Below are 16,743 nucleotides of genomic sequence, written 5' to 3' on the forward strand. Positions count from 1 at the left end.
GCGCCACCCAAAGGGCGGCGCTGGTTTATTTATCGTTCGTTCATTTAGTTAGTTTGTAAACCCGTGCTTCGTACGGGAGTAATTGAGTTGAATCCATATCTTCGTAATTGGCCAACAGCAATGTGGCGTCTTCCGGCGCGTCCCAGTCGCAGGCGAATTGCGCCAGGTTGGAGACGACAAGAACTTTTTCGTTTTCGTCTTCGCGCGTATAAGCGTAGACGGCCTCGTGGCCAACGTCGTAAAGTTCGTAAGTGCCGTAAACAAGAACGGCCATTTGCTTGCGCAGCCAAATCATTTGTTTATAGAATGAGAGCACTGATCGCGGATCTTGCTGCTGGGCGGCAACGTTGATCTTATTGTGGTTCGGGTTGATCATCAGCCATGGCCATGCATCCGTAAAGCCTGCGTTGAAGCTTGCGTCCCACTGCATCGGCGTCCGTGAATGGTCCCGGCTTTTCGCCCCCAATAGCGTCATGATGGCTTCATGCGCCATGCCGCCCGCCAAGTTGTTGTGGTATAGGTTATGTGTCTGGATATCGTTGTAATGATCGAGCTCCGCAAACGGCGCGTTCGTCATGCCGATTTCCTGGCCTTGGTAGATGAACGGCGTCCCTTGCATGAAAAAGTACATGCAGGCGATTGCCGTGGCGCTTTCCCGCCAGTATTCCTTGTCATTGCCCCATGTCGAGACAACGCGCGGCTTGTCGTGGTTTTCGATAAACAAGGCGTTCCAGCCTTTGCCTTCGACGCCTTTTTGCCAGCGCGTCAGCACTTCCTTCAGTTTCGGCACATTGATGCCCGTCCGTTCATCGGTATCCCAAAGACCCAAGCTTTCAAACTGGAACACCATATTGAACTTGCCGTCTTTTTCGCCGATCCACTCTTCGATATCCCCGACATGGACACCGTTCGCTTCGCCGACAGTCATGATATCGCGATTCGCCAGTGTTCTGTCCCGCAGTTCAGCTAATAGCGGCTGGATGCCCTTGACATTCATCATTTTCTCCCATGCCGGGGCATATAGTTTTTGTTCAGGGTCAAAAACGTCGGTCAAATCTTTCTTGATGTGGCTGATGGCGTCGACTCGGAATCCGTCGATCCCTTTGTCCAGCCACCAATTGACCATGTCGAACAGTGCTTTCCGCACTTCCTGGTTTTCCCAGTTCAAGTCCGGCTGCTTTTTCGAAAACAAGTGCAGGTAGTATTGCTTTGTTTCTTTGTCGTATTCCCAGGCGGAACCGCCGAAAATGCTTTCCCAGTTCGTCGGGTCGTCGCTCCAGATGTACCAGTCCCGCTTCGGATTGTCTTTCGATGATTTCGATTCGACAAACCATGGATGCTCATCGCTCGTATGGTTGATGACCAGATCGATGATGAGCTTCATGCCTCTTGCGTGCACTTCCGCAAGCAGGCGGTCAAAATCCTCCATTGTGCCGAATTCTGCCATGATGTCCTGGTAATCGCTGATATCATAGCCGTTGTCATCGTTCGGCGATTTGTAGACCGGGCTCAACCAAATAACGTCGATCCCCAAGTCTTTTATATAATCCAATTTGCTTGTCACACCGTTGATATCCCCGATGCCATCCCCATTGGAGTCTTTAAAACTGCGTGGATATACCTGATAGGCGACTGCTTCTTTCCACCATATTTTCTTCATACTGATCCCTCTCAAAGACCCGTGGCGCATTTCCCCTTCAATCAAGCGGCCGAAAACCGTAAATTGTACCAGAGAAGCCATGTCGTCTGTTATTTTCTATAGTACGAAAAGGTTGTTCCTGCTATGGTGCCGGCTTGGAAGCTGCCCCATAGTTCCGGAAAAACAATTTGCAAGATGCTAGTGTAGCAGAATTCGCCGGAATAGCCTACAGATTTTATTAACTTTTTGTGTCTAAAAGTAACTTCCTGTCCAGCGTGCACCCCTTTCCCCAAAAAAGGTTTCCTCTTGTATAACCGATGTTAGGTACATGAAAACCCCGAAATGAACACTTTTTCAAAAAAGTTTCCATGGCTCGGGGTTTTCGTTATTTCCGGATTCTGTTTTAGGCTGTTTCGGGTTTTCCAAGCATCATACATTGTTTTCTGCTAGCTTTGATCATCATCAGCGGCTGCGTCTTTCTTACCTCCATTACACAACATCGACTGGCGATCATACGTTCCCACGACTTGAAAAACGTTTTTATTTTTGAAACTGAATCCAATTATGGCACAGGATTAAACGCCTGTTTCAAAAAGCCGGCACAAAAAACCCTTGGTCCGCCCACTGTTTTCAGCATGCAGTTTCCAAGGGTCCTCTCTTTTATTCGGCTGTTTTCTTAAAAACTTCCGCAGCCATTTCCGCCACTTTTCCGCTGCTGTCATTTTCAATATTCTCGACCATCATGGCGAGGATGAATTGCGGGTCATCTTCGTTATATGCCACAAAATAGCCGTTGTTTTTTCCTTTGTCCCGGGTTGTCGCTTTAATCTCTGCGGTGCCAGTTTTGCCCGCAAGCGGAATGGATTTAAGATCAGCCGATTTGGCAAAGCCGTCGGTGACCACGTTCCGCATCCCCGCCCGGAGGGTTTCTGCGTTTTCTTCACTGACGAGCCCCTCTTTCCACACTTGCGCCTTTTCCTCTTCCTCGAATAAAACCGGCTTGTATATTACCCCGCCGTTCAGGAAGGGCTCGTACATTGACGCAAGGTGCAGAATGTTCACCAGCATCTGCCCTTGGCCGAACGACGTGTCGGCCAACTGCCCTTCTGACGTGATGAGGCCGTCGTTCGAGATTTGCGAAGCTGCCAGGTTCAAGCCTTCAAACGGCATCGCTTCGCCGAATCCATACTCTGCCAATCCTTCAGCCAATCGGTCGCGTCCGAGCTCAAGCGCTTGCCGCGCAAAATAAATGTTGTCCGAATAGACAAGTGCAGTGTTCAAGTCGACCGGATTCGGTGCGTCACTGTGCAGGCGTGTTATGCGAAAACTGCCCCATGACGGCTTTTGCCATGTTTTTCCGGAGATGTCCATGCCTTTTTCCGGATCGAGCGTCCCCGCTTCCATAGCGATCGCCGCAACCACCGGCTTGATGGCGGAACCCGGCGCGTACGACGCCGCAAAACGGATGAACAGCGGATTGAGCGGATCGTTTTGCAGTTTGCTGTAGCGGCTTCCGCTGATGCCTATGACGAATTCGTTCGGATTATAGCTCGGTGAACTGAGCAGGACAAGCGTTTCTCCCGTCCGGGGATCCACAGCGGCGCTTGTACCCGCCTCGCCGTCCATCGCGTCGAATACCGCTTTTTGCAGCTTGGCGTCGATTGTCAGCTTGATGGCATCTCCATTTTTCGACTCTTTTTCAGTGGCAATGATCTTTTCCGCCCCGCTCCGCGCTTTTTCAATGACGATGCGCACGCCTTCTTCGCCCCGCAGCCGTTTTTCAAGCGAGCGCTCAAGGCCTTGGCGCCCGATCCAGTCCTCCTCTGTATAGCCTTCGTCTTTCAGCCCGTTCAATTGTTCCGCGGTGATGGGGCCGATAAATCCTGATACATGGGCCAAGGCTTTGCCATACGGATATTCCCTGAGCGGAATTTCCCGGCGCTCGGTGCCCGTAATGGTGAAAATCTTATCAAGCGTTTTCTTGTTGGTTTTCGCCACTTTGGCAATCGGCACATAATGGTCCGGCCGCACCCAGCTTTGGTTCAATTGTTCATCAATGGCCGCAGGCGTCATTTTCAAGAGCTTTGCGAGCTCCGCTTTTTTGCCTTTATCGAAATTCCCTGGAACGATGCCGATTTCATAGCCGGTGCCATTGACCGCGATGCCTTTGCCGTTGCGGTCCCGAATCTCGCCGCGCTGCGGCTTGGTGATTTCGGTTTTGACTTGGTCGCCTTCTTCAAGCTGGGGAAAGATGAACGACGGGTCCCATTCAACAAACCAATCGCCGTTTTCATACAGCAGCGTCAGCGTCTTTTCAAATTGCACAGGGCCGGCCACCGTAGCGATATCCACGGCAATCGGAAAATCTGCAGGCTCATCCGTGTTCCAATTTGGCGCTTTTTCCTGTTCCAGCGAGTCGATTGAAATGCCGGTGACCTCCAAATCTTCCTTCAACTGTTCCTGCCAGCCGACAAACACCTCTTCCCCAAATGCCGCTTTCGTGCCTTCATTCAAATATCCGTCGTACATTTCCTGGAAATCCCCGGCTTGCCATAAGGTCAGGAATTCTTCAAACCGGCCTTCCGGAGAAGATTGCGCCTCCGCCTTTTCCGGCTCTTCCGGTGCCACCTGATCCTCCGGCTGGCACCCCGCCAAAATAACCATCGCGACCCAAAACAGACCGATCCACCTTTTCTTCATGGCAGCCCCTCCGCTTTTCTTTCAGTGTATCATTTGACTGAATTTTTAGAAATATAAAACGTGATTTTGCGGGTCTCGTGGTATAAAATATATAAAAAGATTTGTTGCCTGAAGTTCCTGTACAACCTATCAATCTCCCTCCCCACAGTTCTGGCAGAAATGCGCTTTTCCCGTTTTCTCGTCCTGCAGCCCGGTTTTTCCCAAGAGAAAAGAGAGGCGGTGCGGCAAATGTTTGAAGAGATGCCCGCTCGGCATTTGTTTGGATTTCTCGCGTTGGCTATCGGCGTTTCCATCATCATCATGTTCGAACTGTCCGCAAGCGACCAAATGATAGAAGTCGTTTTCCAACTGGTCTTATACGTCTTCGTGCCTATTTTGTATTTCAGCTATTATTTCCATAAGCACGGAACTTCCATCACAGATGTGCTGTTCCTCCGCGGCCTTTTCCGCTGGATGCCGCTTATCGGCGCCCTCGTTTGTTTGTCATTCCTGTTTTCAGCGGGTATGCTGTGGTTCCAGATGTATATTCTTTTGCCGGTTGCGCCTTGGCTTGTCGACTTTTTCACCGGGACGATTCCGCTGCCCGGCAGCACGCTGTATGCGCTGTTCACCCTCATCATCATCACGGTGGTCGGCCCGATTGCTGAAGAGTTCATTTTCCGCGGCGTGCTGTTGAAGCGGATCATCGTCAAGACGACGATGTGGAGCGGCGTGATCATCTCGAGCCTCATTTTCGGCATGCTGCACGCCGATATTGTCGGGGCATTCCTGTTCGGGGTCCTCGCTTCCCTCCTGTATTTGCGGACCGGCAACCTGCTCGTGCCGATTTTATTCCACGCGGTCAATAATACGGTGGCGTCTTATTTGATGTTCGTGCCGGGTGCCCGGCCGGACTGGCTTTATATCCTCGACAGCACGGAAGTTTATGCAGAAGCCACCCCGTATGCGGCAATGCTCATCTGCAGCGCCCTTTTCCTTGTGCTCGCCATTTGGATCCTGTCCCGCGGCTTGGAGAAAAAGCTGAGGGATGAACAGTTCACCAAGCTCTTGGAATCGTATAACGAAAACGAAAAAAACGGGCTTAGAGGAGATCTCTAAGCCCGTTTTTCGCCCTGCTTTTTCATGCCATCAAAAAATCCGTCACCACTTCCAAAAAGCGTTCGCGCTCTTCAACGTTCGGCGCGTGCCCCGAGTTCTCAAATTCCACGAAAACCGCGTCAGGAATGAGCCGGGCGAGTTCCTGGCCGCGTTCCGGCGGATTCAAGCCGTCATGCGTTCCGCTGATGACAAGCGTCGGGGCTTCCACCGTCGGCAGTGCCGCCCGGAAATCGAAGCCTTCAAGCGCCTTGTTGGCGGCGGCTTGCTGGACAATCGTCAAATCAGGCTCGTTGAGTCCCGCTTCTTCCTGCCATTCTTCCACAGCGGCAATGTTATGGAACATGTATTTGAACAGATGCTTTTGCTGCTGCTGCTCGTCCATGCCTTCAATTTCATCGGCGTAGCGGTTGAAGAGTTCCATTGTCGACGACGTCTTGCCGTTCGTTTTGGAAACTACCAGCACCAGTTTGCTGACGCGGTCAGGATGTGCAAGCACCACGCCTTGCGCGATATAACTGCCCATCGAAACCCCCAGCACATGCGCTTTGTCGATATCGAGGTGGTCAAGCAGCGCCACCACATCCTCGATATGGTCGTTCAAAGTGAAACTCAGCGGTTTGCCGGAACGCCCATGCCCCCGGCAATCATACGCAATGACCCGGAAATTCTCCTGAAAATAATCCACTTCCTCCTGGAACGCCCGGAGATTCGCGGTCAGTCCGTGAATCAAGACCAGCGGCGCCCCTTCCCCAGCTTCTTCGTAATACAGCTCCACTCCATTTGAATCGAATTTCGGCATCTTGCTTCCTCCTCCATAAAGGTTTATCGGGTGATTTTCTTTCTTTAGTTGTATACCCCGTTTGTTTGGAGATTGTTTGGGAACTTTGAACGGTTTTAAGCTGCTGCAAAGAAACTTATGGAAAAGCGGTTTCGTCCCAACTACAAACAATTGAACGCAGGGATTCCAGAGGAAATTTCCGCTGTTCGCTAACGCATGATGAAATTGGAGGGGTGTTGCCGATGAAAAACTTCTTTACGTTCGGGTATCTGCAGGCGTTGTCCTGCCTTTTTCCGGTCATCATTTTCGGGGCGCTTGCCATATCGAAATTGATTGAAATTCCGGGTCTGCCGCGGTACGACTTTATCCTGCTGGTATGTTTGGCGGCTCAAGTGTACATGCTTGCGTCGCGCATGGAGACAATTGACGAATTCAAAGTGATCTGTTTGTTTCACGTTATCGGCCTCGGGCTGGAATTATTCAAAGTCCATATGGGTTCTTGGGCTTATCCGGAAGACGCCTACAGCAAAATTGCCGGCGTGCCGTTATACAGCGGCTTTATGTACGCGAGTGTCGCAAGCTATATTTGCCAGGCATGGCGGCGGCTCGATCTGCGGATTTACGGCTGGCCAAAGCCGGTGTTCGCCGTCAGCATCAGCGTGCTGATCTACGCGAACTTTTTCACGCACCACTTTTCGTACGATATCCGCTGGGTGCTGAAAGCTTTGCTGTTTTTGATCTTTTTCAAGACATTCGTCACGTTCCGCATTCATGGCACCGCCTATAAAATGCCCGCGATTTTGGCGTTTTTGCTCGTCGGCTTTTTCATCTGGATTGCCGAGAACATCGTCACTTTTTTCGGCGCCTGGCAATATCCCGACCAGCAAGCGGCATGGTCGCTCGTCCATATCGGCAAGATTTCCTCATGGTTTTTGCTGGTGATCATCAGCATCATTATTGTAGCGCAGCTGAAACGGGTGAAAAGCGGACTGGCGCGGACCGCAGAAAGCGATGCGGCAAAGTTTCCCGGATTTCGGCGGAGGGTGGTTTCTTGAAAGATTACTAGTTAAACAGTTAAAAATTGTTAATGACTCCCTATAGACGAAGAATTATGATAGAAAGAAACAATGCCAGTGAATAGAGGAACTTTGCAATGAAGTATGTTCGTTTTTTTGTTTATCAATTTGTATTCGTCTTTGTGTTCTTTAATATCTTTGCGATTTTCGATTATTTTATCGGCCCTCCCATGACACGGGTCGATTGGATTGCTGTCGCTGTCAGTATTCCGTTTCTGTTATTGATGCCAAAGGTTTTTGAAGTGCATTCCACAAAGTTTGGCAGCGTCCATTGGTTCATCAAAGCCCTGTTTTCCATCCCACCGTTTATTGGAGCTCTTTTATTTGCTGGATTTATCGGGCTGTTTGGGTAAGCAGGAAAAGCTGTTCGCTTAGGCGAATGGCTTTTTGTTTTGGAGGATATGAAGATTTGTTTGGGAAAATTTGCTTCATGAAGTTTATGGGCTCTAATATGAAGTATGCGATTTTATACATGTACTCTTATATTTCATATATGACGAAACAAAGTTTCTTCATGAACTCTTCCTAGTACTGCATCACTTTCTCGAAAATCGCCTCTCCAAGATCCAAAACCAAAAAACAATAAGGAAGCTGTTCGCCCGGCGAACAGCTTTTTATGAATCGGCATCGTTTTCTATAGAAGAGAATGGGCTGCCAAAATTTGCTTCATGAAGTTTTCACGTTCTTACATGAAGTATCAGGGTCCCTACATGAACTCCTGCAATTCTTACATGACGAAGCAAGCTTTCTACATAAACTCACCCCTTCCAAACAAAAAAAGCCGACCCACAACGGGTCGGCTTTTCCTTATCCAGCCACTTTTTCAGCGAACTGGCTGTTGTACAATTCTTCGTAGAAGCCTCGCTGCTCGAGCAGTTCGGCGTGTGTGCCCTGTTCGATGACTTTGCCTTGGTCCATGACCAAGATCAGGTCGGCGTCTTTGATGGTCGACAGGCGATGCGCGATGACAAAGCTTGTGCGGCCTTCCATCAGGCGGTTCATGGCTTGCTGGATAAAGACTTCGGTCCGGGTGTCGACGCTTGATGTCGCTTCGTCCAAAATCATGATCGGCGGATCGGCGAGCACGGCGCGCGCAATGGTCAAGAGCTGCTTCTGGCCCTGTGAGATATTGGACGCTTCTTCGTTCAAGACGGTGCCATAGCCATCCGGCAAGGTGCGGATAAAGTGATCGGCGTGCGCGGTGCGGGCGGCAGCGAAGATTTCGTCGTCGGTGGCGCCGCTTTTGCCGTAGGCGATGTTGTCTTTGATGGTGCCATTAAAGAGCCACGTATCCTGCAGCACCATGCCGAAGCTTTTCCGAAGGTCATCACGCGACATGTCGCGTGTGTCGAGGCCATCGATTCTGATGCTGCCGCCGTTCAATTCGTAGAAGCGCATCAACAAGTTGATGAGCGTCGTCTTGCCGGCGCCCGTTGGACCGACGATGGCGACTGTCTGGCCGGGTGCGACATGGATGTTCATGTTCTCGATCAACAGCTCTTCGCCGTAGCCAAAGTCGACATCCTCGAATTCCACAGCCCCTTCCGCACGCGTGAGCGTAACCGCTGTCTGTTCTTCCATTTCTTCCTCTTCGTCAAGCAGTTCGAACACGCGCTCCGCCGCAGCCACCGTCGACTGGACGATGTTCGCGATGTTCGCCGTTTGCGTGATCGGCTGAGTGAACTGTTTGGAATAGGTGATGAACGCCTGGACGTCCCCAATCGAAATGGCGCGCTGCGTCACCAAGATCCCGCCGACAACCGAGATCAGCACATAGCTGATATTGCCGATGAACATCATCACCGGCATGATGATTCCGGAGATGAATTGCGCTTTGCTGCCGGCTTCGTACAGTTCTTCGTTGACGGCGTCAAACTTCTCGCCCGATTTTTTCTCGTGGCCGAACACTTTGACGACTTGGTGCCCCGTGTACATTTCCTCGATATGGCCGTTCAGTTCGCCGAGCGTTTTCTGCTGCTTGGCGAAATGCTTTTGCGAACGTTTCAACACCGGGCCGATAACGAAAATCGACAGGGGCAATGAAACAAGCGCAATTGCCGTCAACAGCGGAGAAATCGACAGCATCATGATGATGATCCCGACAAGCGTGACAATCGATGTGATAAACTGCGTCAAGCTTTGCTGCAGCGTGCTGCCGATCGTGTCGATGTCGTTTGTCATGCGGCTTAAGGTTTCGCCGTTTGGCCGGCCGTCAAAATACTGGAGCGGCAGCTTCTCGAGTTTTTTATTCACATCTTCGCGCAGATCATAGACCGTGTCCTGTGCGACGGTCGACATGATGAATTGCTGGATATAGCTGAACAAACTGCTGATGACGTAAAGGCCTGCAAGCAGCAGTAAAATTTCGCCGATGCGGCCAAAATCGATTGCGGCGCCTGGCGTGTCCGTAAATTTGCCGTACGCCCCTTCAAACAGTTCCGTGATGGCGAGCCCCATGATTTTCGGACCGACGATCATAAAGACCGTACTGAGTATGGCGGCCCCGAATACCGCGATGAGTTTGCTGCGGCGCGGCTTCAAATAAACGAGCAGGCGCCGCAGCGTCTTCTTGAAGTTTTTCGGTTTTTCGCCCGGCACCATCATCATGCCGCCGGGGCCATGACCCGGTCCGCTGCTGCGCTGAGGCTGTTTTTGGCTCATGCGATTTCCTCCTCTGTCAGCTGGGATAAGACGATTTCGCGGTAGACATCATTGGTCTGGAGCAGCTCTTCGTGCGTTCCGATGCCGGCAATCCTGCCTTGTTCCAAGACAATGATCCGGTCCGCATCCACTACCGTGCTGACGCGCTGCGCAACAAGCAATACCGTAGCCTCTTTCGTTTCGTTTTTCAGTGCGGCCCGAAGCCGCGCATCCGTCTTGTAGTCGAGCGCTGAGAAGCTGTCGTCGAACACATACAAATCCGGTTTCCGGAGGAGCGCGCGGGCGATGGACAAGCGCTGCTTTTGGCCGCCGGACAAGTTCGAACCGCCTTGTTCGATTTCCGATCCGTAGCCATCCGGCATCCGTTCGATAAAGTCCGCTGCTTGCGCAACTTGTGCCGCATGCTCAATCTCATCTTGTGTGGCATCTTGCTTCCCGAAACGGATATTGTCCGCAATCGTGCCCGTAAACAGAATGGCTTTTTGCGGCACAAAGCCGATTTTCGAACGTACTTCGTCTTGTGGCGCTTCACGGATATCGACGCCATTGACGCGGATCACACCGCCCGCGATTTCGTAAAAGCGCGGAATCAGATTGACGAGCGTCGTTTTTCCGGCTCCCGTGCCGCCGATTATTGCCGTGACTTCCCCCGGTTTTGCCGAGAACGAGATGTTCGACAGCGCCGGTTTTTCGGCGCCGGGATAGCTGAATGTCACATTATCGAATTGGAGCGTTCCGCGCTCACGGTCCGCTTTTTCGGTTCCATTGTCGACAAAAGACGGTTCCATCTCAAGCACTTCATTGATGCGGTTGGCCGACACAGCGGCGCGCGGCACCATGATGAACATGACTGAAGCCATGACAAGCGCGAACATGATCAGCATGACGTACTGGATGAATGCCATCAAATCGCCGATCTGGAGAGCGCCGCTGTTGATGCGGAGTCCGCCAAACCAGATGATGCCGACAACCGTCAAGTTCATCACGAGCATCATGACCGGCATGATGAATGCCATGATTTTGTTCACTTTGATCGATACGTCTGTCAAATCTCGGTTCGCTTTGGTCATGCGCACCTGCTCTTCCGTTTCCCGGTTGAACGCCCGGATGACGCGGATGCCCGTCAAGTTTTCCCGCAGCACCAAATTCAGCCGGTCGAGCCGCTGCTGCACTTCCTTGAACAGCGGCATGCCTTTTTTGAAGATCAAAATGATTGACCCCGCCAGCACCGGCATCGCCGCTAAAATGACGAGCGACAATTTGGCGTCTTGAGAAATTGCGAGGATCAAGCCGCCGACGAGCATGATGGGGGCGCTGATGACCATCCGCAGCATCATGATGACCACTTGCTGCACTTGGGTGATGTCGTTCGTTGTCCGTGTGATGAGCGACGCCGTTCCGACCTTATCGAATTCCTGCAGCGTGAACTTGCCGACATGGTTGAACACCCGGCGACGCAGATCGCGCCCGAGCCCCATCGCCGCCCGAGCCGAATAAAAACTTGCGGCAACCGAAGCGATAACACCGGCTGCTGACACCAAGAGCATGACCCCGCCGATTTCCAATATGTGCCCCGTATTTCCTGTGACGACGCCGTTGTCGATAATGTCCGCCATCAGCCGCGGCAAGTACAGGTCCGCCATTGACTGGATAAAGACAAGAACGACGACTGCAGCGACCAGCCATTTGTAGACGTTTAAGTTTTTCAATATTTTAATCATGTCAACTACTCCTCTAATTCAATCGCTTCGAGCAAAGAGGCGATGCGCGCATGGGTGCCGAGCAGTCCATCCACTTCCTGCGGTTCCAGTGAATCCAGCACTCCCTCGAATATGCGGAGGACGCTGCCTTCTTTCATATGGAGATCCTGGATAAATTCGATTCCTTTCTCGTTCACTGACAACAGTACTTCCCGGCGATTGCCTTCCACTTGCGTGCGCTCGAGCAACCCTTCTTTCACCAAGCCGTCAACCGCTTGGCTCAATGTGCTTTTCGGCAGAAATGTCTTCTCGCCAATCGTTTTTTGCGTCATGGCCGATTCCGAGATCAAGGTGATCAAAACAGTATATTGCGGCACGGATAAGCCGTTGTCCGCCGCCGATTTCTGGACAAACCGGTATAAATTTTTCTGCACGCTCGCAAATGACTGAAGCAGTTCGACCGAGCGCATAATGCTTTGGTTTTGAGTTGGCATCCTTCTCTTCCTTTCACGACAGAACTGTTCGTAATGGAACTGTTCTTCATCAGTCTCTTTAATGTACTCCTATTGTTTTTGGCAGTCAATCCGGAAGTTCGCTTGATCCAAGCAGTGGTCTAGAAAAGGGATTACAGATGCAGTCCGCACTTTATGAATGAAACAGCGAAAAATCCGTACAGAGGCGATGGCTGCTCGCTTTCGTACGGATTTATTGGCATCAAACTTTTCAATTGTCCGTCCCTCTCCTATGGACAGCTAGCCACCCTGCGACCCACGCATCAATTTTCGCACGCCCGCTTTCATCAAGCTGCGCTTCGGAATCCCGCTTCATGCGGATGCCGCCCCATGCATAGAACAATGGCATTGATTGGGCTTCAGCAATCCCGCATCCCGCTCTCCAGCCTTTTACAAAATTGTCCAGTACATCCGGATCCTTTTCGAACCGCTTTCTGCCAACCAATTCCAAGATTGAGAAAGTGCGTGCAAGGTCAAACCGGCAATCGCCGCTGGCAGCGTTCGCCCAGTCAAGGACCGCCGTGACGTTCCGGCCGTCTGTCAGCACATTCAACGGATGAAAATCCAAATGGAGCAAGACATTTTCGGAATCGGTCAATGGCACGGCTGACAAAATCCCGGCTTCTTCCCGGGACGGCGTCAGCCAGGAACGCAGCTCCCTGTCTTGAGGAGAGACCTGAATCTGATGGATCCGGGCTTGGGTTTTGCCGCATGCGATCCCCAGTTTCTCTGCAAGTTCCGGCCGTTCCTTCAGCGCCGCCATAACCGTCATCCCTTCCCCCCACTCCATCAGCATTGCCGCATAGCCCCCGGCTGTTTCAATAGCGTGGACTTTTGGGACCGGCACGCCATTTTCACGGGCAAGGCCGATCGCCTTCTTTTCCTGAACAAACTGGCCGTACTTCCGGGCTGGCAAAAGCCGCAGCGCATACGCGCGATTCTGTATGCCTATCTTGTAGACTTGGCTGTCCCGCCCTCCTTGTATCTCTTCGCAGAAATCGAACGAAGCTACACCCAGTTTTTCCAGGATGCCGTCGACCCGCCCGCTTGCCGGCTGGCCCGCACGGATTGGTTCCGCTGTGATTTTCCCGACAGCGAACGGCGTGAGACTGACTTTTTTATTGCGCAATTCCTTAAAGCGTTCACTGTTCTTGTCCATTTGGCGCCTCCTTTGATCCAGCGGTTTTCTATAGATTATAAATTGCCGGCAATCCAATAAAAAGAACACCTCGCGCGGCAAGGTGCTCAAGAAAGCTTGTTGATAAGTATAGAATCAGTACAGGTTTTGCAATATTCAATGATAGCCAAAGGCACTTTCCTGTTCTGGAACTTCTCAGGAAATGCCCAAATGTTTTCAAACACTTGGCTGACAATTGCCTCACAGATAGCTTGATCCGCAACAGCGCGATAAGAGATTTTCCACAAAAGTTGAAAATAACGATCATACAGTTCACTTAACGCCTGTTGTTCGCGATTGAGAATCCTTGCCATCAAAAGCTCATCTGTAGTCAACTTGCCACCCCCACCCTCAAATTACCCGGGAGGAAAGAACCAAAACATCGAAAAGAGCGTTTTCACTCGTTATTTAGTGATTGCTGCAAATTTCTTTTGAAATCGAATGGAATATGGAGCTTTTTAATGCGAATGACCTATCCGCAGTTGGCTGTGAGCCCAGTCAATGCATAATATGCGCCAGCGCTTTATCAATCGTGTCATAGCGGAACTCGAAGCCTTCTTTTTGCAGCCGTTCCGGCAGAACCCACCGGCTTTTCAGCACCAGTTCCGTCTCGGTGCGGATCATGGCGGCCCCCATTTCCAGCATCCAGGCGGGAGCCCGGAAGCCCATCGGCCGGTTTGCTTGTTTGCGCAGCTCTGACATCAACATACGGTTTGATACCGGATGCGGCGCCGAGCAGTTGAAGATTCCGTTCAGCTGCGGCTGTTCCTGGAGAAACAGGACAATGCGGTACAGATCCTCAATATGGATCCAGCTGAACATTTGGTCTCCTGACCCCTGCATGCCGCCAAGGCCGAACCGCACCAAATTCAGATACGGTGTCATGACGCCGCCATCTTCCCCCAGAACGATAGCTGTGCGTAGCGCCACTTGCCGGGTGCGCGGCAGTTTGAAAGCGAACAGCGACTGCTCCCATGCCTTCGCCACCTCTGCCGAAAAGCCTGTCCCGATTTCCCCGTTCGACTCGGTCATCGGCCGGTCCTTCGCGTGCCGGTAAATCGTTGCCGAGCTGGAGTTGATCCAAAGCGGCGGCGCGTTCTCGCACGCATACATCGCATTCCCTAAGATTTGTGTCGTTTCGATCCGCGACTCCAGGATTTCTTCCTTGTTCCGTTTGTTGTAGCGGCAGTTCACCGATTTGCCAGCCGAATTGATGAGCATTTCCGCACCGTCCAAGGCTGCCACAATCCCCGTATGGTCAAGCCACGATAAATGCTTTTCCTGCCTGGAGACTATGTATACGTCATACCCTTCCTCCATAAACCTTTTTTCAAAGTAACGGCCAATGAACCCTGTGCCTCCAGCAATTACTACTTTCCGTTCCACGCCATCCCCTCGTTCCCAGTATATTCATACTATATGTAACGTTTGAGGCCAGTAAAAGTTACAGGATTTGGAGTTTTCGGCGTAAATATACCCATCTTTTTTTCCAATTCTGAAAACGGCATTTGAAGCCTTCAGCAAACCAGCCGTCCATAAAAAAACCAGCCGTCAGAACGGCTGGCTTTCTTAGAAGATGGCACGTCCTTAATGGCCCGCCTTTTTCCCTTTCACAATCAGCCAAATCCCCATTCCAGCTACGATGGCTAAAGCTGCCAGCGCCAGCGACGGAATGCCGGATCCCCACGCCAGCTGCCCTTCTCCAGTTGCTGTGTATGCCGCTGCCGCTTGAATCGAATCGCCCAATTGCAATAGGGCATAGACAATAACGCCGGTTATCAATGCTTGCGCGATTAAAATAAATCCTGCTGCTTCTTTCAATTTCTTCTTCCTCTCTCTGACTGTGGCTGTAACGAGTTTAATTATGCAATAACAGTTTTTATCGTGAAGCTGCCGCTTGTTTCAACGTAAACACCGGGCTTAGTTCGCCGACCTTTTCTTTCCGCGCGTTTTCAAGCGGCGGATAATGGTAGTCGCGCAACCCTTCCTTTTGCGCCTCCGTCAGCAAGCCGAGCTGAGACAGCACTTCAACTGCCACCGCGGATGTTGCCCGCGCATTGCCGTCTTCGATTTTCAGCGCGATGCCGAGGCCTGTCTCTTTGTCGCCGATGCAATAGACGCCTTCCGCTCCCGCTTTGGCGAACATGCGGCCGCCCATGATGCGCATGAAGTCTGTGCAAAAACGCGCCGTGCCGCCGACCATTTCCGGTTCTGCCGCCATTGCCGCAGTGATCTTTTCGACCGCATTCCGGCGTTTTTCCGGCAAATCGCCCGGATCGGCCATCTTCGCAAAACTGAGCGCCAGATTTTCAATCGGCACACCGTGCACCGGAACGCCGCAGCCATCAATGCCGATGACGATTTTGTCCGCCGGCACTTCCGTCAAATCGCTGATGGCCGCCAGGATGCGCTGCTGCACCGGATGGCCGAGCTTGTAATAGTCTTCCGTCGATTCGTCCATATGCTTTGCCGTCGCAAGCATCCCGCTATGTTTTCCGGAGCAATTGTTGTAAACCGCCGTAAGCGGCTCCCCCGATTTGATGAGCGCTTCATACGCCGCTTCCCATTTCGGGTTGTGCGTGCCGCATCGCAGATTATCAATCGCAAGCCCCGTTCTCGCCAGGATTGCCTGCACCCGTTCGGTGTGCTGGCCTTCCCCGTTATGGGACGCGCACGCCAGCGATAGATCCGCAGCATCAAACCCGTAGCGGTCGGCCGCGCCTGTTTCCACAAGCGGAATCGCTTGCAGCGGCTTCATGGACGACCGTGCGTAAATCACTTTTTGCGGATCGCCCACACTGTACAGCAATTCCTTATGCGCATTGACCACCGCTATATGGCCTCTATGTAGGCTTTCCACAAGCGTGCCTCTTGAAACTTCCACCACTTTTTCTGCTGTCATGGAGCCACCTCTTCTTTTTTGATTGTCCACTAACTGAGGAAATGCCATTTTCCGTGTTTCCATGTCCCGGCTGTTCCTAAGGCAGGCAATTCCGCCGCTAAAACACCTTGTATGTGTCTTTCCTGAAAGCGCCCAGTTCATATAGAATTGCGGCATCGCTGTTTTCGCACCACAGTTCTTTCACCCGCTCGCCTTCGAACAGGAAAAGCATCATGCCTGTCTCTTTCACCCGCTGATCATTTGCCGGAATATCAAACCAGTCGCCTTTGTATGTCATCCAGCCCGTATAGCGGACCACCAGTTTGTTCTCTTGCTCGATACAATCATTCAATTCCCGCTCATCGTCTCGGAACACCGATCGGTACCACTCCATAAAACGCTTCAGTGTTTCTCTCGAACTGCCATCAGTTCATCGATGACCTCGGCATTCCCTTGTGTAAAAAACTCATGAAACCACTGCTCAGCAACCATTTTCTTCTCTGGACTAATCATCAGCCGCA

15 protein-coding genes are annotated in these 16,743 nt (G+C 51.6%); 3 read left to right on the forward strand and 12 right to left on the reverse strand.

What is annotated here, in order from left to right:
- Positions 1-40 precede the first annotated feature (40 nt).
- Positions 41-1,660 carry a glycoside hydrolase family 13 protein gene (locus FQV30_RS13305; protein WP_146500772.1) on the reverse strand — a complete coding sequence of 540 codons (1,620 nt, stop codon included), beginning with the start codon at positions 1,658-1,660 and terminating at the stop codon, positions 41-43.
- 639 nt (positions 1,661-2,299) lie between these two features.
- Positions 2,300-4,339, reverse strand: coding sequence for a penicillin-binding transpeptidase domain-containing protein (locus tag FQV30_RS13310; protein ID WP_146500637.1), 2,040 nt, complete (start codon positions 4,337-4,339; stop codon positions 2,300-2,302).
- Positions 4,340-4,567: 228 nt separating this feature from the next.
- Between FQV30_RS13310 and FQV30_RS13315 the strand changes: the two genes are divergently transcribed.
- The gene (locus FQV30_RS13315) at positions 4,568-5,437 is read left to right on the forward strand and encodes a CPBP family intramembrane glutamic endopeptidase (RefSeq protein ID WP_146500638.1); all 870 of its coding nucleotides are present in this window, start codon (positions 4,568-4,570) and stop codon (positions 5,435-5,437) included.
- 22 nt (positions 5,438-5,459) lie between these two features.
- Here FQV30_RS13315 and FQV30_RS13320 read toward each other — a convergent pair whose 3' ends face one another.
- Positions 5,460-6,236 (reverse strand): alpha/beta fold hydrolase, encoded by a 777-nt coding sequence (locus FQV30_RS13320; RefSeq protein WP_146500639.1) that lies wholly within the window; start codon positions 6,234-6,236, stop codon positions 5,460-5,462.
- 221 nt (positions 6,237-6,457) lie between these two features.
- Here FQV30_RS13320 and FQV30_RS13325 point away from each other — a divergent pair, with 221 nt between their 5' ends.
- Both FQV30_RS13325 and FQV30_RS13330 read left to right on the forward strand, forming a co-directional pair.
- Positions 6,458-7,270, forward strand: a complete 813-nt coding sequence (locus FQV30_RS13325; RefSeq protein ID WP_186725657.1) for a DUF817 domain-containing protein — start codon at positions 6,458-6,460, stop codon at positions 7,268-7,270.
- 98 nt (positions 7,271-7,368) lie between these two features.
- A complete protein-coding gene (locus FQV30_RS13330; protein WP_146500641.1) occupies positions 7,369-7,644 on the forward strand; it encodes a hypothetical protein in 276 nt (91 codons plus the stop codon).
- Positions 7,645-8,098: 454 nt separating this feature from the next.
- On the opposite strand, the gene FQV30_RS13335 is transcribed toward FQV30_RS13330, so the two are convergent.
- The 9 genes from FQV30_RS13335 to FQV30_RS13375 form a co-directional block, all read right to left on the reverse strand.
- A complete protein-coding gene (locus FQV30_RS13335) occupies positions 8,099-9,952 on the reverse strand; it encodes an ABC transporter ATP-binding protein (RefSeq protein ID WP_146500642.1) in 1,854 nt (617 codons plus the stop codon).
- Positions 9,949-11,673, reverse strand: coding sequence for an ABC transporter ATP-binding protein (locus FQV30_RS13340; protein ID WP_146500643.1), 1,725 nt, complete (start codon positions 11,671-11,673; stop codon positions 9,949-9,951). Before FQV30_RS13340 ends, FQV30_RS13335 begins: the two co-directional genes overlap by 4 nt.
- Before the next feature lie 5 nt (positions 11,674-11,678).
- Positions 11,679-12,146 carry a MarR family winged helix-turn-helix transcriptional regulator gene (locus tag FQV30_RS13345; protein ID WP_146500644.1) on the reverse strand — a complete coding sequence of 156 codons (468 nt, stop codon included), beginning with the start codon at positions 12,144-12,146 and terminating at the stop codon, positions 11,679-11,681.
- Between the two features lie 229 nt (positions 12,147-12,375).
- A complete protein-coding gene (locus tag FQV30_RS13350; RefSeq protein WP_146500645.1) occupies positions 12,376-13,323 on the reverse strand; it encodes a phosphotransferase family protein in 948 nt (315 codons plus the stop codon).
- An 86-nt stretch (positions 13,324-13,409) separates the two neighbouring features.
- Complete coding sequence (locus FQV30_RS13355; protein ID WP_146500646.1) at positions 13,410-13,676, reverse strand: RNA polymerase sigma factor; 267 nt, start codon at positions 13,674-13,676, stop codon at positions 13,410-13,412.
- Positions 13,677-13,839: 163 nt separating this feature from the next.
- A complete protein-coding gene (locus FQV30_RS13360) occupies positions 13,840-14,727 on the reverse strand; it encodes a TIGR01777 family oxidoreductase (RefSeq protein ID WP_146500647.1) in 888 nt (295 codons plus the stop codon).
- 201 nt (positions 14,728-14,928) lie between these two features.
- Positions 14,929-15,162, reverse strand: a complete 234-nt coding sequence (locus tag FQV30_RS13365) for a hypothetical protein (RefSeq protein WP_146500648.1) — start codon at positions 15,160-15,162, stop codon at positions 14,929-14,931.
- 58 nt (positions 15,163-15,220) lie between these two features.
- Entirely contained in the window at positions 15,221-16,243 is a 1,023-nt protein-coding gene (locus tag FQV30_RS13370; RefSeq protein ID WP_146500649.1) for an asparaginase, read from the reverse strand.
- 97 nt (positions 16,244-16,340) lie between these two features.
- Positions 16,341-16,628, reverse strand: coding sequence for an ester cyclase (locus FQV30_RS13375; protein WP_255473477.1), 288 nt, complete (start codon positions 16,626-16,628; stop codon positions 16,341-16,343).
- Positions 16,629-16,743: the final 115 nt, after the last annotated feature.

Origin of the sequence: Planomicrobium sp. CPCC 101110 (assembly GCF_007859395.1) — a bacterium.
Classification (GTDB): Bacteria; Bacillota; Bacilli; order Bacillales_A; family Planococcaceae; genus Planococcus.